We start from the raw sequence: 23,307 nt of genomic DNA, 5'->3' as shown, positions 1-23,307 counted from the left end.
AGTGTCATGGAAATTAATTGTAACGGGGCTCTTAGCGCTTGCTGTTTTCCAACCGCAGGCTTTTGCTGACGCCCTTGAAGGAAAAAAATCGTCCGCTGAAATTCTTGCGGAGGCGCCGGACAAAGACTGGCTAACGCTCGAACAGGATAACCTTCTCTATATCGAAGTAGCGTCGGGGCGCGCCATTGTCGCACTATCCGATACGCTCGCGCAAAATCATGTGGCTCAGATCAAAACGCTGGCTCGCCAGGGCTTTTATGACGGGCTTTCTTTTTACCGGGTTATTGATGGGTTTGTGGCGCAAGGGGGCGATCCCTTCGAAGAACGCAGCGTTGGCGACGCCAAGGAAAGCCTCGCGGCGGAGTTTGAAGAATCCTATTCAGCGTTTCGCGAGCGGACGAAATCGTTCAGTGTATCGCCGTTCGATGACGGCTACGCTGACGGCGTGGGGTTCGCAAACGCCCTGCCCGTCGGACTCGATCAGACTACGCAGACCGTATGGCATCTGCACTGCACTGGCGCTTTTGCTTTTGGCCGAAATAACGAACGCGACTCAGCGAGTACAGAATTTTACATCGCATTGCAGCCGCAACGCTACCTTGACCGGAATCTCACAGTATTTGGACGAGTAATCGACGGCATGGAGCATATTCAGCGGCTTCGCCGTAACGTACCGCCAGCGAGCAAAGACGAAGATGTGGGCGACACAATTATCTCAATGCGGCTCGGATCGGACCTGACCGCAGGAGAACAAAAACATCTTCAACTGCTCAAATCCGACTCCAATAGTTTCGCAGCTTTTGTCGAAGCGCGAGCGAACCGTCCGGAAGAATTCTTCTACTACAGGCCGAAACACATTGATATTTGCCAGCTTCCAATTCCTGTTCGTGAGGCGCCACAAGGAAGTGGAAGCGAGTGACCTCAGACAAAGTTGGACCTTGGCGTGTAAAGTCAAAATCAACGGTTTTTGACAACCCGTGGATCAGTATTGTTGATCACAGCATTACGCATCCCGACGGCTCTCCCGGGGAATATGGCGTCGTTCGGTTTAAGAACCTTGCGATTGGCGTTATGCCGATTAATGCTGACGGCAAGGTTCCGCTGGTCGGTCAGCACCGCTTTCCGCTTGATCGGTATAGCTGGGAACTGCCCGAAGGAGGCGGTCCGCTCAATATCACCGCTCAAGCATCAGCGAAGCGCGAACTTACTGAAGAAACCGGCCTGACTGCCGCATCATGGGAGCAACTTAGCACGTTCGATGTATCAAACTCAGTTACTGACGAACGGGCAGTTTGCTTTCTCGCATGGGATTTAACACAAGGCGAAGCCAAGCCAGAAGCTTCCGAAGCGTTAACCATAAAATGGGTTTTCTATAAAGACTTGTTAGAAATGGTGATGACGGGCGAGATAACCGACAGTCTCACGATCGTGATGACGCTCAGCGCACACGTCAAAGCCTTGCGAGGCGAGACGCCAGCCCCTATTTCCGGGCATCTGCTTGCGGGACGCGCCTGAACATAGGAGAATAAGCTCATGTCAGAGCCTTCAGCGAATTCTTCAAACGTGGTCGCACTTACAAGTGAGCAAACCTGGTCGCGCATGCGGGTTGAGGCTGCAACGGCAGCGGCGTCAGAACCTGTGCTCGCCAGCTTTCTCCACGCGACAATCTTGAATCATGAGACGTTCAAAGCCGCCCTCTCCTATCGTCTGGCGCAGAAACTTTCCGACCTTGAGATGAACGCCATGCTCTGGCGAGAAGTGTGCGCGGAAGCTTATGAACGCGAGCCGCAGATTGTCGAAGCGGCGCTTTTCGATTTGCGTGCCGCGTTCAATCGCGATCCCGCATGTCACGATTACATGCAGCCTTTTCTTTATTACAAAGGCTATCAGGCTCTGCAGGCGCAAAAAACCGCTAACTGGCTATGGCGTCACGACCGCAAGCCTCTGGCGCTTTATTTGCAAAGCCGCATGTCAGAGCTTTTCGCCGTCGATATTCACCCGGCTACGAAAATCGGCAAAGGCGTATTCATCGATCACGCAACTGGCGTCGTCATTGGCGAAACCGCGGTTGTAGAAGACGATGTTTCAATCCTTCAAAATGTGACGCTTGGCGGCACAGGCAAGGATGAAGGCGACCGTCATCCGAAAATCCGCCGCGGCGCGCTCATCAGCGTGGGCGCGAAAGTATTGGGCAACATCGAGGTGGGCGAAGGCGCCAAGGTCGCGGCCGGCAGCGTTGTTTTAAAAGCGGTCGAACCTCACTGCACAGTCGCTGGCGTACCTGCAAAGCCTGTGGGCGCGTGTGCAGAACAAAGCCCGTCGGAAACGATGGACCAAAACTTTTACTACGACACCTATTCGATCTAGGCCATCCGCGCTAAACGAGCCTTTCACTGTTGAAAGACAAGCATGCGCGTAGACCTTTTCGATTTTGAGTTGCCGCCGGAGCGCATTGCGTTGACACCGGCCTCGCCACGCGATTCCGCGCGCCTGCTGCATGTACGTCAGAACGGGCTTGATGACCGTGTTGTTCGCGAATTGCCTTCAATCCTTAAACGCGGCGACCTCCTCGTGACTAACGACACGAAAGTCATCCCGGCGCAGCTTTTTGGAAAGCGTGCCGCGCGCTGCGGTGGAAAACCTGTTTCTATTGAAGCGACCTTGCATAAAGACCTTGGCGGCGGTTCCTGGCGCGCATTCGTTCGACCAGCGAAGCGGTTGAAAGACGAAGACGTCATCATTTTTTCCGACGCGCTATCCGCCACTGTAAAAAAGCGCGACGGCGCCGAAGCGGAATTAGCGTTCAATGTTGCACCCGAAAAATTCCAGACTGCTCTCGAACAAGCTGGCGTAATGCCGCTGCCGCCATACATTGCCCGCAAACGCCCGGCGAATGAAACGGACCGGAAAAACTATCAGACAATGTTTGCAGACGAGGCTGGTTCCGTCGCGGCCCCTACCGCCGGCCTGCACTTCACGCCGCAACTGCTCGATCACCTTGAAGCAAATGACATTCAGCATGTTTCTATAACCCTGCATGTCGGAGCCGGAACATTTCTGCCTGTATCAGTCGAAGACACCACTAATCACAAAATGCATGCCGAGTGGGGTGAAATCACCCAAGAGCAGTCGGAACTTATCAATACAACGCGCGCCAAAGGAGGACGCATTATCGCTGTCGGAACAACCTCGCTGCGCCTGATGGAAAGCGCCGTCGATGAAAACGGCATTGTTCGCCCGTTCGCGAACGAAACCGATATTTTCATCACGCCGGGCTATCGCATTAAAAGCGCCGATATGCTGATGACGAATTTCCACCTGCCGCGTTCGACGTTGTTTATGCTTGTCTGCGCATTCGCGGGAACTGAAACAATGAAATCCGCTTACGCTCATGCTATCGACCAACAGTACCGATTTTACTCCTATGGCGACGCTTGTCTTTTAGAATTGAACCATGACTGAACCTTTCTCTCTTTCTGTAAACGCCACTGACGGCGCCGCGCGAACCGGTGTTATCAAAACACCGCGCGGCGAGATCAGAACGCCTGCTTTCATGCCAGTCGGTACGGCGGGAACAGTAAAGGCGATGTTGCCCGAGCATGTTCGCGCGACCGGCGCTGATATTGTTCTGGGCAATACGTATCACCTGATGCTGCGCCCGACGGCTGAGCGTGTGGCGAAACTTGGCGGTCTGCATCAATTCATGAACTGGTCTCGTCCGATCCTCACGGATTCTGGCGGATTTCAGGTCATGTCGCTTTCAAAACTCCGTAAACTGACGGAAGATGGGGTTTCCTTTCAATCTCATATTGACGGTTCGCGTCACATGCTGACGCCGGAACGGTCTATCGAAATTCAATGTCTTCTCGGTTCTGACATTCAAATGCAGCTCGACGAATGCCCGGCCATCCCCATCGAACACGACAAGGCGCGAGAATCCATGTTGCTGTCGGCGCGCTGGGCGGAACGCTCAAAACGCGCCTTCGAAGAACTGTCCAAGCCCGGCCAGGCGCTGTTCGGCATCGTGCAAGGCGCCAACTACGAAGACCTGCGCCGCGAAAGCCTCGACAAGCTGATTGAAATCGATTTCCCCGGATATTCCATCGGCGGGCTTGCGGTTGGCGAAGGCCGCGAGGAAATGTTCCGCGTTCTCGATTTCACCTGCCCGCACATGCCTGCTGACAAACCGCGTTACCTCATGGGCGTCGGCAAACCGGCGGACATTGTCGGCGCCGTCGCACGCGGCGTTGACATGTTCGACTGTGTCGCGCCGACCCGGTCAGGGCGGCACGGACAGGCGTGGACAAAAACCGGCGCGATCAACATCAAGAACGCGATTTTCGCTGAAGATCCCGAACCGCTCGATCCCGAAAGCGACTGCCCGGCGAGCCGGGATTATTCCAAAGCCTACCTTCACCACCTGTTCAAGGCTGGCGAATATCTGGGGCCGATGCTGCTGACCTGGCACAATCTGCAATATTATCAGGACCTTATGTCTGGGCTGCGAGAAGCCATCGCCTCGGCGCGCCTCGCCGCCTATATCGAAAACTTCAAATCCGAAACCGGCGAAACGCTTGTTTGAAATCAGCGGCGTTTTGCGCGGCCGAATCGGTTGACCGCGCCGGTTCCCGCTCCTATGTTCCGCGCCTTCCGAGGCGTATCGCCGCTCCACGGTTTGTCGCGTGAGCGGCTTTTGTTTGCCGGAAAAGTCTTTATAGACGTCGCGTTCGGGGGCTGAAGTGGGCCCTTAGCTCAGTTGGTAGAGCAACTGACTTTTAATCAGTAGGTCGATGGTTCGAATCCATCAGGGCTCACCACTTTTCCCCGAAACGCGCAGCTTCCAGCCATTAACGCCTGCCTAGGATTTTCGCGCTCTTATGCTATCCCTTGAACGCAAGAGACAGCGATGTTTGAACAGGCGAAAAAAGCGTTAGCAACATACAAGCGGGGCGATCCGATCGCCGTGCTTGGCATGTCCGGCGTCGGCAAAACGCGCATCGCCTCACTCTTGCGGCGGGAAGCCCGCTGGTTTCATTACTCCGTCGATTACCGCATTGGCACCCGTTACATGGACGAGGCGATAGTCGATAATTTCAAACGCGAGGCGATGAAGACGCCACTGCTGCGCGACCTTCTGTTGTCTGACTCGATCTATATTTCCTCCAACATTACCTTCGACAATCTCGATCCCCTTTCAACCTATCTCGGCAAGCCCGGCGACCCGACGAAAGGCGGCATCGCGTTTGACGATTATGTTCGCCGCCAGCGTCAGCACCGCGAGGCTGAAACCCGCGCCATGAACGATACGGGCGCCTTCATCGAAAAAGCCCGCGCGATTTACGGCTATGAACATTTCATCGCCGACACGAGCGGGTCGATCTGCGAAGTGGTCGACGCCGAAGACCCGAGCGACCCGGTGCTCACCGCCCTCTCCGGCTGCTGCCTGATCGTTTATATCGAGGGCGACGCTGCGCATGCCGATGCGCTGAAAGCCCGTTTCGATAAAGCGCCGAAGCCCATGTATTATAATGAGGACTTTCTGCGCGGCGTCTGGGCCGATTACCGAAAGGAAACCGGCCTCGCCGAAGCTGACGTCGACCCCGATGCGTTCATTCGCTGGGGGTTCGCCCGCCTGATCGACTGGCGCTTCCCCCGCTATAAAGCCATCGCCGATAACTGGGGCGTCACCATTTCCGCCCGCGCGCTTGAAAAGGCGCAAGACCCGGAAGCGTTTCTGGCCCTCGTCGATGACGCGGTGAAAGCGCGAAGCTGAAACCTCAGCGCGCGTTCGCCGCACGATAATGTTGTACAGCGGCCCCTCTCCCGTCTCTTCTGTTTGGCCTGGGGCAAGGCGTTGCGGGGAAAGTTGTACAACTTTAAAAAATTTGTTGTGCAACATTTTGCTCGCCTTTTCGGCGCACACGGACTGTTCACGCGTAAGCACGGCAGACGCAAAAGCCGATGGAACTGTGTCAGTTGATCTCATCACGGCCGCGAGTATAGGACCGCTAAAAAAGTGGTGGACGGCCGTCCACCAACTATTTTTCCGTGGTATCATGAACGGCTCCCGCCTGTTCTGGCGATATAAACGTCTTTCTCCTCCTCCGTTTACGAACAGAGCAATCACTTGTGAGAAAAACCATCCGCTCATCCCGGCGAAAGCCGGGATCCAGTCAAACGGAAAGACGGGCTCCGCCCGGCATTATCATGTTTAGCTGGGCCCCGGCTTTCGCCGGGGTGAGCGGGGAGAACGGTAGGTGCGCTATATGGTGACTGAACCCTTCCCAAAGGGGAGCGTAAGGAAGTGGAGAAACTTGCGGAAAAAGATTGATTGCTAGTTATCAGCCTTATTCTGAATGCGCTTTTGCATCTCACTCCGGTATACAGAAGTGCATGAAGAAAACCGATCTTCCAAATTGATCTTATGAACTTCAAACTCTTTTGGAATATTGAAAAGTATTTCGCGCGAAATTAAACAATCTACAATATAATCATATCCAATCATATGATCTTCATGAAAATCAATCGCACACATATCAAAATGCTTTTCTAAAAGCGGGTCTATATTTTTATAAATGAACTCTAACGATAACATTCGCAAATCTGGGTGCTCAGGAACGCAGAAATGCTGAATTGAATTTCGTACTTTCTGAATTTCTTCGTAAAGTTTACTATCTGGAATTCTTTCTCCTACAGCCACCCATAATAAATTAGGTAGCCGTTCAAAATTATACGTTCTCCCTTTTTTAATAAGCAAATTTATATCAAGATCGTCAGATGTAGTGTCATCCAAACCAAACAAGTCACGAAATATCAATAACGGATGCTCCCTTGCAATAATCGCTTTTAATACTAGTTCTCCTGCCAAAGCTGCATTTAATACTGAAATACGCTCCCAATGCTCATTTCCCGGATCACAAAAAACAGCATGCATATTTGCTTGCGCAAGAGCAGCCAATCCAGTTTCCAAAATACGTCCTGGAATTTCTCTTAGTGATTCATGCATACACGTGTGTTCTCAATTTTTTAGTTCTAAGTTATGATTTTTCCCAAACCCCCTTTGCCGCTTCCCGGCAGGCCCAGTCGCTCCCACATTTCATCGACGCGCTTGATCACGTCGTCGTCCATTCTAATTTCCGCGCCCCATTCGCGGTTTGTTTCGGGCGGGAGTTTGTCGGTCGCATCGAGGCCGATTTTGGAGCCGAGGCCGCTCTCGGGCGAGGCGAAGTCGAGATAATCTATGGGCGTGTTTTCAATAACCGTGATGTCGCGGGCCGGGTCCATCTTTGTGGACACCGCCCACATCACGTCTTTCCAATCACGCGCATTGATGTCGTCATCAACGACGATCACCCATTTCGTATACATGAACTGGCGCAGATACGACCACGCGCCCATCATCACCCGCTTGGCGTGACCGGGATAGGCTTTCTTCATACTGATGACCGCGATGCGATAGCTGCACCCCTCGGGCGGTAGCCAGAAATCGGTAATTTCAGGAAACTGCTGTTGCAGGAGGGGGATGAACACCTCGTTCAGCGCCTCGCCCAGGACGCTCGGCTCATCCGGCGGGCGGCCCGTGAACGTCGACAGATAAATGGGGTTTTTCCGGTGCGTGATCGCAGTAATGGTAAACACCGGGAACCGTTCGACCGAATTATAATACCCCGTATGATCCCCATACGGACCTTCATCGGCGTAATCATCCAGTGAGACGTACCCTTCGAGCACGATCTCCGCCTCCGCCGGAACTTTGAGCGGTTGCGTCTTGCAATCGACGAGATCGACTTTCTTCCCGCGCATCAGCCCAGCGAAGTGGTATTCCGACAGCGTATCGGGCACCGGCGTCACAGCGGCGAGAATGGTTCCCGGGTCGGCGCCGATGACCGCCGCCGCCGGTAGGGGTTCAGATTTTTCCTTGCCCCACCGCTGGTGATGCTGCGCGCCGCCGCGATGTTTCAGCCAGCGCATGATGGTTTTGTCGCGCCCGAGTTTTTGCATGCGGTAGATGCCGAGATTGTAATCGTCTTCGCGCCGCGTCCCCGGCCCTTTGGTCACCACCAGTGGCCAGGTGATCAACGGCGCCGGCTCCCCTGGCCAGCAGGTCTGGATCGGCAGTTCGTCGAGATTGATGTCGTCGCCGGTCTTCACCACTTCCTGGCACGGCGCGCCCCAATCCCGTGACGCCGGTTTCATCGCCATGACGGTTTTGGCGAGCGGCAGCATTTCAAGCGCGTCTTTCAATCCGCCCGGCGGTTCGGGCTGGCGCAGGAACGCCAGCAGCTCGCCTACCTCGCGCAGCTCTCCGGCGGTCGTTCGTTCCTTGCCCTCAAGGGTCACCCCCATGGCGACGCGCTTAACCGTGCCGAAAAGGTTAACCAGCACCGGCATGGGGCTGATCGATCCGTCATCCATCACCGGCTGTTCGAACAACACCGCCGGGCCGCCCGCCGCCAGCAATCGCGTCTGGATCTCCGTCATCTCGAGCTTCACCGCCACGGGTTCAGATACGCGGATCAGTTCGCCAGCCGATTCGAGTTTGCCGATAAAGTCGCGAAGGGATTGATAGGACATGGCTTACCTTATGGCGGAAATGCGGCCCGCCCCATGCGTCTTGTGACCGCAAAGGGGCGCGCGGGCAAACCTGTATAAAATGTGAAGCGCCATTTAACCTATTTTTCGCCCGCGCACTTTACGGTAGGGGGACCGAAGCCTACGTTAGTCGGGCAGTAAGTTGCGTTGCAGCAGCTTCCATTTGCATCGTTGCAGTGCACAGTTTCGTCGTGGCGGTCGCCGCTGGGGAGTTTTTGTTCGGCATGTTGCCGTTGGTTCATCAGATTACCGGAACAACGCTGGTTATCGCAGGGCTGATTGTCCTGCCCCTGCCTATTCCTCTCGGCCTGATCATGCTGACGCTCGGTTTTGCGCTGCTCGCGCCTTACATCCCGGCGGTGCAGCGGCTGATCCGGACCATGCGCACCAAATGGCCCAACCTTGACGCGCAGCTCCGCCGCTGGCGCGACCGCATGCCCCCGGTGATCAAAAAGACCATCGACAAGACGCACCCGCTGACGCCGGCGGAATAGACGTCTCGCCGGCTCTTTGCGGATTTGACGGCGCATTGGGACCTTTCTACTCTCACACGTGTTCGATTCGTTATCACACGCGTTTCTGTCATGGTGCGCCCATTGCACGGAAACCCGCCGCAAAAGGAGAATCTATGTCTTCGACTTCATCCGCCATCTTGAAATCACTTGGCGCCGGTGCGGCGCTTGTTCTCATCGCCTCCTGCGGCGGAAGCGGCGACAGCGCATCGAATGAGCAGACCGGCGGCCCGGTCGATGCAGCAGCGCAAGAGATTGCCGATACACGCCACGAAGCCATGGAAGACATCGGCGGCGCCTTCAAAACCATCCGTGATCAGATGAATGCCGGATCGCCTGATATGGATGCAGTTAGAACGGCTGCCGCCTTCATCGAAGAACAATCGACGCAAGTCGGCGACTGGTTCCCGCCTGAGACATCGCCCGTGCTTGGCGTCGATACCGAAGCTCTCGCAACCATCTGGGAACAACCGGAAGAATTCGCCAGCGCCGTCGAGCGGTTTGAAACGGCCGCCGCCGCATTGAACACAGCCGCACAAAGCGGCGACGCCGACTCGCTTGCCTCAGCGGTTCAGGGCATCGGCGGCGCCTGCAAGAATTGCCACGACAGCTTCCGCGTCGATGACTAAGGCGCCCGCAGCGCAATGACGGAAGCATCTCAAAAAGACGCAATCGTCTGGGATTGGAGCGTGCGCGTCTTTCACTGGAGCACCGTGGCGCTGGTCGCGCTTCTGTGGTGGTCTGGCGAGAACGACGTCATGAACTGGCACCGCCGCTTCGGACTTGCGCTGATGGCGCTTCTGATTTTCCGCATCTATTGGGGCTTTGCCGGAACGCGTACGGCGCGCTTTTCTGATTTCGTCAAAGGTCCTGGCGCGATCCTCGCCTATATGCGCAAGTTGAAACGGCCCTATACGCCGCGAATAGGGCACAACGCCCTTGGCGCCTTAAGCGTCTTGGCGCTTCTTGCCGCGCTCGCGGCGCAAATCGGCTTTGGGCTCTTCGCGATTGATGTGGACGGCATTGAATCGGGTCCGCTGGCGCATCTCGTCTCTTTCGACATGGCCCGCACGGCGTCGGATCTTCACGACGCCAATTTCAATTTGCTCGTTGGCCTAATCGGGCTCCACGTCGCCGCGGTCCTTTTTTATCATATCGCACTGCGGGCGAATTTGATCGGCCCCATGGTGACCGGCAAGCGCAAAGGCGCGACCGCGTCCGGCATTGGGCCTTTTCCCATTGGCCGCGCCGTTATTGGCGTCATCATCGCCGGAGCGGCTGTGGCGCTGACGCAGCTTTAGCCGATATTTGAGAAATCCGGCTTGCGCTTTTGCAAAAATGCAGCGCCGGCCTCGCGAAATTCAGCGGACTGAAGCTGCGCGGCGAAATGCTCGCCTTCCTCTTTCATCCGTTCAAGGACCTCTTCGCGGCCACCCTTCATCAATTGTTTCGTGAGGCGCACCGCTTCAGGGGCCTTTTCAGCGATAGAGCGCGCCGCGCCAAGCGCTGCTTCCTCAAGCGCGTCCGCCGCAACGACTTCATTGACGAAGCCAAACTCGCGCGCCCGGTGCGGATCGATCTTGCTGGCAAGAATAAACATCTCGGCTGCGCGCTGATGACCCGCAATGCGCGGCAACAGCAAACTGGATGCGGCCTCTGGCACCACCGCAAGATCGGTGAACGGCGTATGGAACGCCGCAGCCTCAGACGCATAAACGAGATCGCAATGAAACAGCATGGTGACGCCAACGCCCACCGCCGGGCCGTTGACGGCTGCGATCAACGGCTTTTCCGCCGTGGCGATCGCTTCCAGAAACCGCACCACCGGGCGGCTGCCATGAGCGTCATCAGCAAGCGCCGCGCCGGACATGAAATCGCCGATGTCATTGCCGGAGGTGAAAAAATCGCCCCGCCCCTCGAACAAGACAGCGCGCACGGATTTGTCTTCCTGCGCTTGCGCCAAACCATCAGCGAGCGCTGCATACATTTGCGTTGTAATGGCGTTTTTCTTGTCCGGCCGGTTGAAGCAAAGCCGCAAAACGGCGCCGTCGCAGGTTTGGGAAATATAGTCGCTCATATCACACTCGCTTTATTCGCAATTTTTGCGACTTGACGCGAAGCACCGCGCGGGATCAAGAACGGGACGCAGTTGAGGATCACTCATGCATATCCGCATTCTCGAAACCGGCGAACCGCCCGCGCCTCTGAACCGGGAATATGGCGCTTATCCCGCCATGTTCGAACGGATGCTGGCGCCCCTGTCGTCTAGGTTCTCATTCTCCACTTCCGCCATTTTCAAAGGCGAAGCGGCGCCAGGCCCCAGCGAATTTGACGGTCTTCTGATCACTGGTTCTCCGTCAGGCGTATATGACGGCGACAGTTGGATCACTAATGCTGAAAAGCTTGCCCGGCTGACAGCCAAAGCAGGAAAACCGCAAGTGGGCGTCTGTTTCGGCCACCAGTTGATGGCTCAGGCGTTCGGCGGCGAGGTTACTAAATCGGACAGAGGCTGGGGCGTCGGCGTGCATAAATATGAACTGAACGGCAGCGCGCCATGGATGACGCCGCCGGCGCGGCGCATCGCCTGCGCCGTTTCGCATCAGGATCAAGTCGTCACGCCGCCGCCCGGCGCGCGCGTTCTTGGCGGATCGGACTTCTGTCCCAACGGCGTCATCGAATATGCGCAAGGCCCGGCGATTTCGTTTCAGCCGCATCCCGAATTCGCCCACGACTTTGGCGCCGCGCTTTTGCGCCTGCGCGCCGAACGCACGCCAAAGGACAGGGTTGAAACAGGCCTTTCAAGCTACAAGAACCGCAGCGACCGAGAACTCATGGGCCGCTGGATTGCGAACTTCTTTTTGAACCATGCGAGGTGAAACGTGGACGACCTGATTTTGACGATTGGCGACAAAAACCTTTCTTCCTGGTCGTTGCGGCCGTGGTTACTCCTGACGCAAGCAGGCATTCCGTTTACGGAAGATAATATCAGGCTCGACCGTCCAGAGACGCGCGGCATTCTATCCGAGAAATCTCCTTCCGGGCTTGTGCCATTCCTTACGCATGGCGACGTCAAAATCTGGGATTCTCTCGCGATTATGGAATATTTGAACGAGCTGTTTCCGGAAAAACAGCTCTGGCCCGAAGATCCAAAGGCGCGCGCCATTGCGCGATCTGTTTCGGCGGAAATGCATTCAGGGTTCGCGGCGCTGCGCACGGTCTGGCCGATGATGTTCACACGCGAGGGGATGCGTCACCTTAACGCCGGCGGCGTTCAGCGCGACGTCAACCGTATCAATGATCTCTGGACGAAATGCCGGAAAGAATATGGAAACGGCGGTGATTTTCTGTTCGGCAAGTTCTCCATCGCCGACGCCATGTATGCGCCTGTGGTCTCGCGCTTTGTCACTTATGGCCCCGTGGCGCTCTCGCCGGAAGCATCGGCCTGGCGCGACATGATGTTCGCCCTGCCCGCCATGAAGGCATGGGGCGACGGTGCGAGAAAGGAAATTTCCGCCTAAACCTCAGGCCAACTTGCGCGGAACGGCGGGAGCCTCTATCCCCCGGCCCATGCAGAGCAAAGAAGCAGAATCGATCCTGTCGGCCGTCCTCGCCGACGCCAAAGCCGCCGGGGCCGAGGCCGCGGACGCGGTGTTTTTTCACTCCGTTTCCAGCGGCGTTTCCTGGCGGATGGGCAAGCTTGAGGACGTGGAAAGGTCTGAAGCCGCAGACCTCGGTCTGCGCGTCCTGATTGGCAAGCGTCAGGCAAGCGTTTCAACAACTGACCATTCCCGATCAGGCCTGAAAGAGCTTGCGGAACGCTGCGCCGCCATGGCGAAGTCCGCGCCCGAAGACCCCTATTGCGGGCTCGCCCCCGTCGACCGGCTGGCGAAAGCCCCGTTCAGAGATCTCGACCTGGGCGATTATGCAGAGCCATCGACTGAAGCGCTGCAGGAACGCGCCGCTGCATGCGAAGAGGCGGCGCTTGCCATAAAAGGCGTCGTCAATTCATCAGGCGCCGGCGCCAGCTATGGCGAAGGCCAGAAGTGGCTGATGACCAGCCACGGTTTCTTCGGCCAATCCGGCGGCTCCAATCATTCCGTTTCCGTGAGTGTTCTCGCGCAGGACGATAACGGCATGGAGCGCGATTACGATTACGATTCGAAAACGCACCTTTCGAACCTTGGCGACCCGGTCGCTATCGGCAAGAACGCCGGGGAGCGCGCTGTCAAAAGACTGTCACCGCAGAAACTGAAAAGCCGCACCGCGCCGGTTGTATTCGACAATCGCCTATCGCGTTCGCTTCTGTCGCACCTTTCAGGCGCTGTGAACGGCGGCGCCATTGCGCGCGGCGTCAGCTTTTTGAAAGACAAGCTCGGCGAGAAAATTTTTGCCGAAAACATCAATATCATCGATGATCCACATGTTCTTCAAGGTGCGGGCTCGCGCCCGTTCGATGGCGAAGGTGTCGTTAATGCTCGCATCGACCTGATCAAAAATGGCGTTCTGACCGCATGGTTGATGAATGCGTCACAAGCGATGCAGCTTGGGCTGGAAACTAACGCCCGCGCCGCACGCGGAACCGGCGGCGCGCCAGGCTCAGGCTCAACAAACCTGACACTGGAGCCAGGTAAAAAAACTTTCGATGAACTTTTAAACGACGCGAAAGAGGGCCTCCTCGTTACCGATATGTTTGGGCCACAGGTGAACCCCAATACGGGCGATTATTCCGTTGGCTGCTCCGGTTTCTGGTTTGAAAACGGCACCGTCGCTGACCCGGTAAGCGAGATCACCATCGCCGGCAACATTCTTGAAATGTTCGCCGGGCTTGTTCCGGCCAACGACCTCGATATTCGCGGTGCAACCAACGCACCAAGCGTCTTGATCCCGGCGATGACCATCGCAGGCAACTAAAACTCTAACGGAGAGATATGCATGTCCGACAAGCAACTGCTTCATTTAGTATTCGGCGGCGAGCTTGATAATCTTGAGGAAGTCAATTTCCGTGATTTGAGCAAGCTCGATATTGTCGGGGTCTTTCCAAACTACGCCGAAGCTGAAAAAGCATGGCGTTCGAAAGCACAGCAAACCGTTGATAACGCGCATATGCGTTACTTCATTGTGCACATGCATAAGCTTCTTGATCCCGATGGGGATGGAAAGTTTTAAGCTTCAATAATGGGCGACGCCTTTACCCGTGAAGAATTTGCAACGCCAGAAGGGCGGCGGCGCGCCTGGCGCGCGCTGATGCTTGGCGATCACGGGTTCTTGCGCAAAGTCTACGACAACACGTTCGAAATTGCGCCGGGCAAGATGTGGCGCACCTATCAGCCCTCTCCCGCAAAGCTGAAACAATGGAAAGAACGCGGCGTAAAAACCGTCATCAACTTGCGCGGTGAAAAACCGAGCGGGGCTTTGCTGCTCGAAGAAGACGCATGCGAAAAACTGGGGCTGACGCTCGTCAACTTCCGGGTGTTTTCGCGCGAAGCGCCATCTGTCGAAGTATTGCGCAACGCACGCGACTTGTTTGAGGCGGTCGAGTACCCCGCCATTATGCACTGCAAATCCGGCGCGGATCGGGCGGGCCTGATGTCGGCGCTGTATCTTTTTTTTCACGAGAAGAAACCGCTGGACGAAGCGCTTGACCAGCTCACTTTCAAGTACGGTCACGTGAAATCCGCGAAGACCGGCGTCATCGATCTCGCTTTTGAGCGGTACATTCAGCACGCACGCGCGAACAACATTCCGCTCAATGATACTGACGCGCTGATCGGTTGGGCGGCTTCAGATGCTTATGATCCAGCGGCGTTAAAGCGCGAGTTCAAACCGAAACCACTCGCCAGCATCTGGATGGATGTGTTGCTGCGGCGGGAGTGATCAGACTAGCTGCAATGCTGCTTGTTTGGCGTAGGCTCCGTCTACAGCGACAAGCTCGTCATGGGTTCCGGTTTCAATAATGCGCCCCTTGTCCATGACAACAATCATGTCCGCGTCTTTCACTGTAGACAACCTGTGCGCGATGACCAGCGTCGTGCGCCCTTTGGTAAGACGCACTAGCGCTTCCTGAATTTTCGTTTCCGATTCCGCATCGAGCGCCGACGTCGCCTCATCCAGCAGCAGGATCGGCGCATCTTTTAAAAACGCACGTGCGAGTGCAATACGCTGGCGCTGACCGCCGGAAAGGTTGGCGCCGCCCTCGCCCAGTACCGTGTCATAACCATTTAACATTGTACTGATGAATTCGTTCGCTGCCGCACTTTCCGCCGCACGGATAATATCAGCCCTGCCCGCCTCCGGACGGCCGAACGCAATGTTTTCGAGCGCAGACATGTTGAATAAGATCGCTTCCTGACTGACCAGCGCCATACGCGCACGTAATGACCGCAAGGAAACCTTGCGGATATCCTCGCCATCGAGCAGAATGCGACCCGACGTGCAGTCGTAAAGGCGCGGCAGCAGATTGATCAGCGTCGATTTGCCCGCGCCTGATGCGCCGACTAGCGCGACCATCTTTCCAGCCGGGATCTCGAGCGAGATATCTTCCAGAGCGTTTTTATCGCCATAGGAAAACGAAACCTTGTCAAAAGTGATGGCTCCCTTTCCCGGCGGCAGATCAATGGCGTCAGGCGCGGACTTGATAGCGGGCGTCATGTCGATAAGCCCAATCATCCGCTCAAACGCGCCGAATCCCTCTTGCGCGACGGCGTTCAACGTGCCGAGGCCGCGCGCTGGTTGCGATAGCAACAGCAACGCCGTCATGAAGCCGGTGAATTCCGAAAACGCGATATCGCCGGATGAAATTCTAAGCGCGACAACGCCAATGATGATGGCGATGGCAATAGAACCGGCGATAAAAATTAGCGGCTCATTGAGCGCGCGCGTATAGGCGAGCTTTTTTAACAGACGCAATCGGTCATCGAAAGCTGCGCCGGCGCGAGCACGCTCAAGCGGTTCCAGTTGATAACTTCGCACCATGCGGGCGCCGCTGACGCTTTCGTTGATGAGAGACGTCACATCGCCTGCCTGCGCTTGTGCATCGCGGGACGTCGAGCGCATGATCTTGCCGATCCGTGAGACGACAACCCCTACTACGCCGTAAACCAGCACAATGATCAAAAACAACACGGCGTCGAACCAGATCATCGCAGCACAAAGACCCAAAAATGTCAGCGCGTCGCGCACGCCGTTCGCCAGCCGCGTCAGCATTTCGCGCATGACCATCACGTCATTGGTGAACCGTGAAATGAACTGCCCGGACACTTCGCCGCGCACCTGTGCGAAATCGAGCGTCGTCAGACGGTCGAACATGTCTGTTTGAATATCGCGCAGGACGGACAGCGTAGCCCCGGCATTAAGGCGGCTGACAGCATAAAGCGAGCCCGCGTAGATCAATCCCAACAGAACGATGACAAGCGGCCCGAGATATGAGACCCGCGCCAGCGGCGCAGCCGATTCGCCGCCAGATAGCGCGCCAAAAATCCATTCAACACCGAATGCGATCGAGGCGTTCGCGCCCGAATAAACCGCCATGGCCCCAAGCGCCAATGCAAGACGCGGCCAGTAGCGGACAAGGTAATCCCGCCACAAACGCGCGCCCAGTAAACGCGTGGTCAGACCAGCATCCTTCATTTCGGTTTTTTCAGACGACAAGAAACCATTCCATTCGTATTCGTATTGCATTGTTGCTAACACCGCGATTCGGCGCAACCTATTGACCTTGAGGCGGAATTGCGGAACGCCTTTTGGCAAGCCGCCAACCACCGCACCGAGCCCGGGAATACGACCGCACATGCTCAAACGCCTTGCCAAAAGCGCTTTCGCCCAGCACGCCGCGTCTTTCCTCATCGGCCTTTATATCCGCCTGGTCTACTTTTCCTCTCGTTGGGAGCTAGAAGGGCTGGAACACTACGAAGCGGCCGAACAGCACGACAAAGGCGTAATCGTCGCATTCTGGCACAACCGCTTGCTGATGGTTCCCATGCTGAAGCGAAGAACTGAACGGCGTTTCTTCATGCTCGTCTCAGCTCATCGGGACGGGCAGATGATGGCCCAGTCCGTCAGCCAGTTCGGGATCGAGTTTATTCGCGGATCGGCCGCAAGCGCCAGCAAGCCCGGCAAAAGCAAACGCGGCGTTGCAGCCGTCTCCGAAATGATGTCTGCGCTGGCAGGGCAGAATCTGGTTGGCCTGACGCCGGATGGCCCCACGGGCCCTGCTGAAAAGGTCAAACCCGGCGTTATCCGTCTTGCGCAGCTCAGCGGCGCGCCAATTCTTCCCATCGCCTATTCCGCCAGTCGCGGGTCGCGTTTAAACACATGGGACCGGTTTTTGATGGCCGCACCGTTTTCCAAGGGGTATTACATTGTCGGCCCGTCTATAATCGTGCCCGCATATGCTGATGATGACGCTCAGGAACGCCTGCGCAAAGAGCTTGAAACCGCCATAGACAAGATCACGCGGGAAGCAGACGAGCGCGCGAAACGAAGCGACTAAGAGGATTGCCGACTTGCCGATGACGACGGAAATGCGCGAACCTTTGGGGCTGAAAATGTATCGCGCCCTCAGCCGCGTTGCGGAGCCTGTCGCCGCGTTCACGCTCGATCGGCGACTGAAAGCCGGCAAGGAAGATGCGGAACGCATCGGCGAACGCAAAGGCAAGGCGGAACGAGAAAGACCGCAAGGTTTTCTCATCTGGATCCACGGCGCCAGCGTCGGTGAGTCGCTTTCCGTGTTGCCGCTGGTCGATCAGCTGAAAGCCGAGCGCCCGGACGCGATCTTTCTTGTCACCACAGGCACGGTAAGTTCAGCGCGCCTGTTGGAAGAGCGCCTTCCTGAGCGCGCCTTTCATCAATTCATTCCCCTCGATCATCCGCATTACGTTACAGATTTTCTGGAACACTGGCGCCCGGATGCAGCGATTTTTGTTGAGTCTGAATTCTGGCCGAACCTTATTTTGAAAGCACGTTCGAGCATTCCATTCATGGCGCTGGTGAATGGCCGTATCTCGCCGGGATCTTATGACGACTGGAAACGTCAGCCTAACGCCATCAAGTACATATTGTCGGCGTTTGACGTTATCATCGCGCAGGATCAACAAAACGCTGAACGCCTTAGCCATCTTTCAGGGCAACCGATCAAGTCCCTTGGCAACCTCAAATACGCCGCGCCGCCGCTTCCCGCTGATGAAAAACTGATATCCGATATCGCCAGCCAAATCGGCGCCCGGCGCCGCTGGCTTGCAGCCAGTACGCACCCGGGCGAAGAACAACAGCTTTTGTCTGCGGCGAAACTACTCAAGTCTTCCTTTCCCGATCTGCTGACGATCATCGCACCACGTCATCCCGACCGGGGCGCCGACATAGAAGGGATGGCGAACAGCGTCGGATTGAAAACCGCACGACGCGAAAACAACGACAAAATCGCCTCTGAAACCGATATCTACATTGCTGACACGCTTGGTGAACTGGGAATTTTTTATCGCCTTTGCGATGTCAGTTTTGTTGGCGGCAGCTTGACGGAAAAGGGCGGCCATAATCCGTTGGAGCCCGCACGCCTTGGCGCTGCGATTTTGCACGGACCTCATGTTTTTAATTTCGTCGAAACCTATGCCGAGATGCGCAAAGCCGGCGGCGCGGCCTTGACCCGAAACGAGCGCGAGATTGCTACGGCGACGCGTCGCCTGTTCGCCGATCAAAAAACCCGCCAGGCCATGACCGCCGCGGCAAAATCCTGTGCTGAGGAGAACGCCGCGCGCATACTCGCTGATGTCTGCGCCGCGCTTTCACCCATGCTCGCTACACACGAAAAGAATTCGTAATGCGCGAGCCATGGTTCTGGCGTAGCGATTCATTGTCAGCAAGGGCAGTCACCTTATTGTTGGCGCCAGCCGCCGCCGTCTATCAGGCAGGGCACAAGCTGCGATGGAAGGTGACAACGCCCGCGACTGCGCCACTGCCCGTCATCTGCATCGGCAATGCAACGCTTGGCGGCGCCGGCAAAACGCCTTTTGCATTGTTGATAGCCAAGCTGCTTGTCGAGAGCGACGTAAAATCCGCATTTTTAACACGCGGCTATGGCGGCGCGCTGAAAGGCCCTGTGCTTGTTGATACGCAGTCTCACAATGCAGGCGATGTGGGCGATGAAGCGCTATTGTTAGCCAGACATGCGCCGACTGTGGTCGCGCGAAACCGGCCTGAGGGCGCAGCATTTGCAGCTAAAACTGGCGCAAACGTCATCATCATGGATGACGGCTTTCAAAACCCGTCATTGAAAAAAGATTTATCGATCTTGCTCGCTGGCGCCGGCGAACGTGATGCTCCCCAAAAAACCTTTCCCGCTGGCCCGTTTCGCGAGACAGTCAAAGACGCGTCGGAACGAGCGGATATGGTTGTCTCCATTGTCAGTGATGAAGGCTCGGCGGAAGGTAGCCAGTTTGCCGCATGGCTTGCGCCGTCAAAGCCACCGACGCCTGAACGTGTTATCGCGTTTGCCGGCATTGGCCGCCCGGAACAGTTCTTCAGCCTTCTCGTTAATTGCGGATATGACGTCGCTGAAAGCATCGCCTTCCCCGACCACCATCGTTTTAGAGATGCTGAACTTGATGTTCTCAAACAAAAAGCCGAACGCCTGAACGCCAAACTTATATGTACGGAGAAGGATTTCGTTCGACTGTCGCAAAGCTATCAGCCAGACATCGCTTTTTTCCCTGTAGAGATGCGTATTAACAATCCGAAGGCGCTCACAGAAAAACTGCTTTCCTGCATTTCAGCACACGAAAATGCGCTATAAGCATCAGCAATGTCTGAGATACGCATAAATCGGCCGGATGCCGGCGTCGCCCTACCGGAGCGCCGCTCAAACAGACCCGTAACGCCAGGTCATTATATCGAGCTTGCGTTGATGCGGGGGCTTATCGGTTTTTTCAGGCTGATGAGCGTCGATGCAGCGTCTTCCTTTGCGGGCAAATTTGCCCGCACGATCGGGCCGCTGATACGCCCTGCATCCAAACGGGCCGAGCGCAACCTCGCCAATATCTATCCTGACTGGCCCCCTGAAAAAATTCGCGCCGTGACGGCTGATATCTGGGAAAACCTTGGCCGCGTGGCGGGGGAATTCGCCCATCATGACAAATTTGGACCAACAAGCGGTCGCATGGAAATCGAGGGCAAGGAAATTCTCGACCGCATCGTTGCCGAGGGCCGCCCGGTAATTTTCGTCACGGGGCATTTCGCCAATTGGGAGTTGTTTATGGCGACACTCCTGAACTCCGGTGTAAATTATGGCTTTGTCTATCGCCCCGCCAACAATCCGCTGACGGATGAGCTAATCATCAAACATCGCGCGAAGACCATGTCGCGGTATCAGATCCCCAAGGGCAAACGCGGCGGACGCACGCTGATGCAGTCCCTGTCAGAGGGGCGTTCGGTGCTGATGCTGGTCGATCAAAAGCTGAATTCAGGCATCTCAGTTCCGTTTATGGGAAAACCGGCGATGACCGCGCCTGCGGCGGCGCGCCTCGCCATCAAGCACAAGGCGCCAGTCGTCTACCTGAACATGGAACGTTTAACGGGTGCGCATTTTCGAATGCATGTGCACGAGCCCATGGCATTCGAACCAACAGGATTAATGCGTGATGACATCTATAACCTGACAGTGAAAATCAACCAGACGCTCGAAACCGATATTCATGCGCGGCCAGAACAGTGGTTATGGTTCCACCGACGCTGGCCAAAAGACTAAAGTTTATTCACAGATGCCTACGCTGGCGACGTTCACCCCTGCGGACGCCGCCATGCAGGCGTTGGAGTAGGTTTCCCCGTCGCATCCGCAAACCGGACGATAGTCCTTGGTGCAAAAGCGCGGCTTTGCCCGGCAAATCCCCGCAGCGTCGGCGATTTCCACGCAATCGCCAGCCGCCAAGGCGCAATAATCGCCTTGGGCCTCACATTGAAACCCGCCAATGCCGCCGCAAAGCCCGCCGGTCTCGCCGATTTCAGGATCGCTGCTGTCAGGCGTTCCTGTGGTGCAGGCCGCGACAAAAAGGAGAAGAGCGACAGCGCGCAACATCACTCGTCGCACTTCTTCATTTGCGACTGCATGTAGTTTTTCTCGCCGATCTTATCGATAAGGCTCAGTTGCGTTTCGAGATGATCGATATGCTCTTCCTCGGACTCAAGAATGCGCACCAGCAACTCCCGGCTCACATAATCCTTGACGCTTTCGAAATACGCGATCGCTTCAATATAGAGCGGATGCGCGCGCTTTTCCGCGCGTAAATCGCACTCAAGAATTTCCTTGACGTTTTCGCCGATATAAACCTTGTCGAGATCCTGAACGTTCGGCAGGCCTTCGAGAAACAAAATACGCTCGATCAATTCATCGGCGTGTTTCATTTCATCGATAGACTCGTCGTACTCAACTTTTGCAAGACGTTCGAAACCCCAATCCTTTAACATGCGCGCATGCAGGAAATACTGATTGACCGTTGTCAATTCGAGCTTCAACGCCTTGTTGAGATAATCGATGACTTTCTGGTCGCCTTTCACGGATAAACTCTCCTGCTGTTCGATTCGCTAAGGTCAAAATAAACGATCATATGCTCTGTCAAAGGATTATCTTTGCAAGCGCCTATCAATCGCGCACATTTTTGCGCGATCAGTGTGAATGCTAATAATTTGTAAGAGGGTTTATTCGGCGGCGATCGTTTGCGCGCCGTTTTCAACGCAACGCGCGTCTTCGATCAGTTGCGCAACGTCAGGCAAACATTTGCCGCATTGAGGGCGGCGGCCGCAGCGCTTGAAGACCTCTGAAACCGTGCGCGCGTCGTTGCTCGCTTCAGCGAGTTCACTGTCCTTCAGCGCGTTGCAGATACAAATATACATAAGCCATCTTCTCTGGCCGGCGGACAAGCCGACCCTCAATAGATGGTGCAATTAATAATGATTGTCAATTACAAAATGATTAATCGCCGGATGTCCGGGTTGGCGCTTCTTTTGGCATGATTCCGGCGATTAGCTGCGGATCCACCAGCTCGCCTGCCCATTTCATACTCCAGTGAAGATGCGGGCCTGTTACCCGCCCCGTCGCACCGACCGCGCCGATAATATCTCCCTTTTCGACCCGCTGGCCAGGTTCAACATCAACCCTCGACATATGCAGGAACGCGCTCTCCAGCCAGTGGCCATGGTCGAGGAGTACGAGACCGCCCTCGAAATACATGTCCTCTTCGGCGAGGCGGACAACACCCGGCGCCGGGGCATAGATCGGCGTGCCGGTCGGTGCGGCCACATCGACGCCGGAGTGAGGACGTTTTGGCTCGCCGTTCAAAATGCGCTGCGAGCCGAAAACGCCGCTGATCCGGCCGACCACGGGCCAGTCAAAACCCAAAGACCAGTCGGCCAGCTCTTGTGTTTCGGCGCGCGCGGCTTTTTTCTTGGCCGAATCGACAGCGATCTTGGCTAACTGCTCTTCTGTAAAACCAGAAACTTTTGACTGATCAAGACCGTCAATGCGCTGGGTCGGAAATTCGCGATCCTCAATCTCGAATGAGCGGCGTTCAACACGTCCATCGGGAAATTCAACCACTAGCAACGCTGACAATGCGCTGTCGCGCCCGAAGCCCACGAGAAAGCGTCCATCGTTATCGACCATGACGTCTTTGCCGTCGAGTATCACCTTGGCGCCGCGTTCCGTCTGGCCGAACGCCAATCCTCCTTGCGCAAGATCGCCTTCCAGCGTGAACATTTCCGGCGCGCCGGAGAAAACCTTTTGCCGTTCAGCAACCTGCTGCATCGCTTCAGCAAAGTCGGCGCGGCGCAGCATCGACTTTTCTTTATCGGTGGATTCAGTATTCAGCACCTTGGCGCCTGGCGCCGGCAACTTCGCTTCCGTTTCCGTATCAGCGCCTTGTGCAATTGCACCCGCCAATGACGAGAACGCCAACAATAGGCCTGCAACAAACAAACTCTGTTTCATCATGACGATCCCGCTTCCTTCATGGCTTGCAACGCAGTCGCTGCGTCGAGATAGGGTTCCTGCTTGTCGACGCTCCAGTAGCGCAAGGCCTTGAGCGGAATTCGCGTTCCCGAGACGGCGCAAATCACAAAGGCGCCGGGCTTCACCACATGGAAATCGCCATCATCATACTCGATGATCGCTTCGTCGTCGGAACTGATGGTGTCGAACGGATTCATAAAATTCAGCGCTGCA

Annotated in this window: 27 protein-coding genes and 1 tRNA gene; 19 read left to right on the top strand and 9 right to left on the bottom strand. The window is 56.0% G+C overall.

Annotated elements, in window-relative coordinates:
• Position 1 precedes the first annotated feature (1 nt).
• From PUV54_RS09835 to PUV54_RS09805, 7 genes are all read left to right on the top strand, one after another.
• Complete coding sequence (locus tag PUV54_RS09835; protein WP_274492055.1) at positions 2-919, top strand: peptidylprolyl isomerase; 918 nt, start codon at positions 2-4, stop codon at positions 917-919.
• Positions 916-1,515, top strand: coding sequence for an NUDIX domain-containing protein (locus tag PUV54_RS09830; RefSeq protein WP_274492054.1), 600 nt, complete (start codon positions 916-918; stop codon positions 1,513-1,515). The genes PUV54_RS09835 and PUV54_RS09830 overlap by 4 nt, the downstream gene beginning before the upstream one ends.
• Positions 1,516-1,533: 18 nt before the next feature.
• Positions 1,534-2,367 (top strand): serine O-acetyltransferase, encoded by an 834-nt coding sequence (cysE, locus tag PUV54_RS09825; protein WP_274492053.1) that lies wholly within the window; start codon positions 1,534-1,536, stop codon positions 2,365-2,367.
• 42 nt (positions 2,368-2,409) lie between these two features.
• Positions 2,410-3,462, top strand: coding sequence for a tRNA preQ1(34) S-adenosylmethionine ribosyltransferase-isomerase QueA (gene queA, locus PUV54_RS09820; RefSeq protein WP_274492052.1), 1,053 nt, complete (start codon positions 2,410-2,412; stop codon positions 3,460-3,462).
• Entirely contained in the window at positions 3,455-4,582 is a 1,128-nt protein-coding gene (gene tgt, locus PUV54_RS09815) for a tRNA guanosine(34) transglycosylase Tgt (protein ID WP_274492051.1), read from the top strand. The genes queA and tgt overlap by 8 nt, the downstream gene beginning before the upstream one ends.
• Positions 4,583-4,741: 159 nt before the next feature.
• Positions 4,742-4,817, top strand: a tRNA-Lys gene (locus PUV54_RS09810).
• 89 nt (positions 4,818-4,906) lie between these two features.
• Positions 4,907-5,773: a hypothetical protein gene (locus PUV54_RS09805; protein WP_274492049.1), complete on the top strand. Its 867-nt coding sequence runs from the start codon at positions 4,907-4,909 to the stop codon at positions 5,771-5,773.
• A 561-nt stretch (positions 5,774-6,334) separates the two neighbouring features.
• Here the strand turns inward: PUV54_RS09805 and PUV54_RS09800 are convergent.
• Both PUV54_RS09800 and PUV54_RS09795 read right to left on the bottom strand, forming a co-directional pair.
• Positions 6,335-7,006, bottom strand: coding sequence for a hypothetical protein (locus PUV54_RS09800; protein ID WP_274492048.1), 672 nt, complete (start codon positions 7,004-7,006; stop codon positions 6,335-6,337).
• 26 nt (positions 7,007-7,032) lie between these two features.
• Positions 7,033-8,574: a UbiD family decarboxylase gene (locus PUV54_RS09795; RefSeq protein WP_274492047.1), complete on the bottom strand. Its 1,542-nt coding sequence runs from the start codon at positions 8,572-8,574 to the stop codon at positions 7,033-7,035.
• Between the two features lie 194 nt (positions 8,575-8,768).
• Here PUV54_RS09795 and PUV54_RS09790 point away from each other — a divergent pair, with 194 nt between their 5' ends.
• The 3 genes from PUV54_RS09790 to PUV54_RS09780 all read left to right on the top strand — a co-directional run bounded on the left by PUV54_RS09790 (position 8,769) and on the right by PUV54_RS09780 (position 10,405).
• Positions 8,769-9,086 (top strand): PGPGW domain-containing protein, encoded by a 318-nt coding sequence (locus tag PUV54_RS09790; RefSeq protein ID WP_274492046.1) that lies wholly within the window; start codon positions 8,769-8,771, stop codon positions 9,084-9,086.
• Between the two features lie 134 nt (positions 9,087-9,220).
• Positions 9,221-9,733 carry a c-type cytochrome gene (locus PUV54_RS09785; RefSeq protein ID WP_274492045.1) on the top strand — a complete coding sequence of 171 codons (513 nt, stop codon included), beginning with the start codon at positions 9,221-9,223 and terminating at the stop codon, positions 9,731-9,733.
• 15 nt (positions 9,734-9,748) lie between these two features.
• On the top strand, positions 9,749-10,405 hold the full coding sequence (locus PUV54_RS09780; RefSeq protein ID WP_274492044.1) for a cytochrome b/b6 domain-containing protein: 657 nt from the start codon (positions 9,749-9,751) through the stop codon (positions 10,403-10,405).
• On the opposite strand, the gene PUV54_RS09775 is transcribed toward PUV54_RS09780, so the two are convergent.
• Positions 10,402-11,181 carry an enoyl-CoA hydratase gene (locus PUV54_RS09775; protein ID WP_274492043.1) on the bottom strand — a complete coding sequence of 260 codons (780 nt, stop codon included), beginning with the start codon at positions 11,179-11,181 and terminating at the stop codon, positions 10,402-10,404. The two genes, PUV54_RS09780 and PUV54_RS09775, sit on opposite strands and share 4 nt — an antisense overlap.
• 85 nt (positions 11,182-11,266) lie before the next feature.
• Here PUV54_RS09775 and PUV54_RS09770 point away from each other — a divergent pair, with 85 nt between their 5' ends.
• From PUV54_RS09770 to PUV54_RS09750, 5 genes are read left to right on the top strand one after another with little or no spacing between them, the layout of a single operon-like run.
• Entirely contained in the window at positions 11,267-11,980 is a 714-nt protein-coding gene (locus PUV54_RS09770; RefSeq protein ID WP_274492042.1) for a glutamine amidotransferase-related protein, read from the top strand.
• Between the two features lie 3 nt (positions 11,981-11,983).
• On the top strand, positions 11,984-12,622 hold the full coding sequence (locus PUV54_RS09765; protein ID WP_274492041.1) for a glutathione S-transferase family protein: 639 nt from the start codon (positions 11,984-11,986) through the stop codon (positions 12,620-12,622).
• Positions 12,623-12,671: 49 nt separating this feature from the next.
• Complete coding sequence (locus PUV54_RS09760) at positions 12,672-14,015, top strand: TldD/PmbA family protein (RefSeq protein ID WP_274492040.1); 1,344 nt, start codon at positions 12,672-12,674, stop codon at positions 14,013-14,015.
• A gap of 21 nt (positions 14,016-14,036) precedes the next feature.
• Positions 14,037-14,270 carry a DUF4170 domain-containing protein gene (locus PUV54_RS09755; RefSeq protein WP_274492039.1) on the top strand — a complete coding sequence of 78 codons (234 nt, stop codon included), beginning with the start codon at positions 14,037-14,039 and terminating at the stop codon, positions 14,268-14,270.
• 9 nt (positions 14,271-14,279) lie between these two features.
• On the top strand, positions 14,280-14,978 hold the full coding sequence (locus PUV54_RS09750; protein WP_274492038.1) for a protein tyrosine phosphatase family protein: 699 nt from the start codon (positions 14,280-14,282) through the stop codon (positions 14,976-14,978).
• Here the strand turns inward: PUV54_RS09750 and PUV54_RS09745 are convergent, their stop codons facing one another.
• The gene (locus PUV54_RS09745) at positions 14,979-16,892 is read right to left on the bottom strand and encodes an ABC transporter ATP-binding protein (protein ID WP_274492037.1); all 1,914 of its coding nucleotides are present in this window, start codon (positions 16,890-16,892) and stop codon (positions 14,979-14,981) included. It abuts the gene before it with no gap.
• On the opposite strand from PUV54_RS09745, the gene PUV54_RS09740 reads away from it, so the two are divergent.
• Genes PUV54_RS09740 through PUV54_RS09725 form a run of 4 tightly spaced genes read left to right on the top strand, consistent with a single transcriptional unit; the run spans position 16,891 to position 20,838 of the window.
• The gene (locus tag PUV54_RS09740) at positions 16,891-17,592 is read left to right on the top strand and encodes a lysophospholipid acyltransferase family protein (RefSeq protein ID WP_274492036.1); all 702 of its coding nucleotides are present in this window, start codon (positions 16,891-16,893) and stop codon (positions 17,590-17,592) included. The genes PUV54_RS09745 and PUV54_RS09740 overlap by 2 nt on opposite strands.
• Positions 17,593-17,611: 19 nt before the next feature.
• Positions 17,612-18,916 carry a 3-deoxy-D-manno-octulosonic acid transferase gene (locus tag PUV54_RS09735; RefSeq protein ID WP_274495220.1) on the top strand — a complete coding sequence of 435 codons (1,305 nt, stop codon included), beginning with the start codon at positions 17,612-17,614 and terminating at the stop codon, positions 18,914-18,916.
• On the top strand, positions 18,916-19,887 hold the full coding sequence (gene lpxK / locus PUV54_RS09730) for a tetraacyldisaccharide 4'-kinase (RefSeq protein WP_274492035.1): 972 nt from the start codon (positions 18,916-18,918) through the stop codon (positions 19,885-19,887). The genes PUV54_RS09735 and lpxK overlap by 1 nt, the downstream gene beginning before the upstream one ends.
• 9 nt (positions 19,888-19,896) lie before the next feature.
• Entirely contained in the window at positions 19,897-20,838 is a 942-nt protein-coding gene (locus tag PUV54_RS09725) for a lysophospholipid acyltransferase family protein (protein WP_274492034.1), read from the top strand.
• Positions 20,839-20,841: 3 nt separating this feature from the next.
• Here PUV54_RS09725 and PUV54_RS09720 read toward each other — a convergent pair whose 3' ends face one another.
• The 5 genes from PUV54_RS09720 to PUV54_RS09700 all read right to left on the bottom strand — a co-directional run bounded on the left by PUV54_RS09720 (position 20,842) and on the right by PUV54_RS09700 (position 23,291).
• Complete coding sequence (locus tag PUV54_RS09720) at positions 20,842-21,165, bottom strand: Kazal-type serine protease inhibitor family protein (RefSeq protein WP_274492033.1); 324 nt, start codon at positions 21,163-21,165, stop codon at positions 20,842-20,844.
• Positions 21,165-21,644, bottom strand: coding sequence for a bacterioferritin (gene bfr, locus PUV54_RS09715; RefSeq protein WP_274492032.1), 480 nt, complete (start codon positions 21,642-21,644; stop codon positions 21,165-21,167). Before bfr ends, PUV54_RS09720 begins: the two co-directional genes overlap by 1 nt.
• A gap of 141 nt (positions 21,645-21,785) precedes the next feature.
• Entirely contained in the window at positions 21,786-21,980 is a 195-nt protein-coding gene (locus PUV54_RS09710) for a (2Fe-2S)-binding protein (protein WP_274492031.1), read from the bottom strand.
• Positions 21,981-22,059: 79 nt separating this feature from the next.
• The gene (locus tag PUV54_RS09705; protein ID WP_274492030.1) at positions 22,060-23,076 is read right to left on the bottom strand and encodes a M23 family metallopeptidase; all 1,017 of its coding nucleotides are present in this window, start codon (positions 23,074-23,076) and stop codon (positions 22,060-22,062) included.
• Positions 23,073-23,291, bottom strand: coding sequence for a DUF2093 domain-containing protein (locus tag PUV54_RS09700; RefSeq protein WP_420797954.1), 219 nt, complete (start codon positions 23,289-23,291; stop codon positions 23,073-23,075). The genes PUV54_RS09705 and PUV54_RS09700 overlap by 4 nt, the downstream gene beginning before the upstream one ends.
• Between the last annotated feature and the right edge of the window lie 16 nt (positions 23,292-23,307).

The sequence above is a fragment of the Hyphococcus flavus genome (genome assembly GCF_028748065.1).
Taxonomy (GTDB): Bacteria; Pseudomonadota; Alphaproteobacteria; order Caulobacterales; family Parvularculaceae; genus Hyphococcus; species Hyphococcus flavus.
This window is presented reverse-complemented; position numbering and strand designations above follow the sequence as displayed.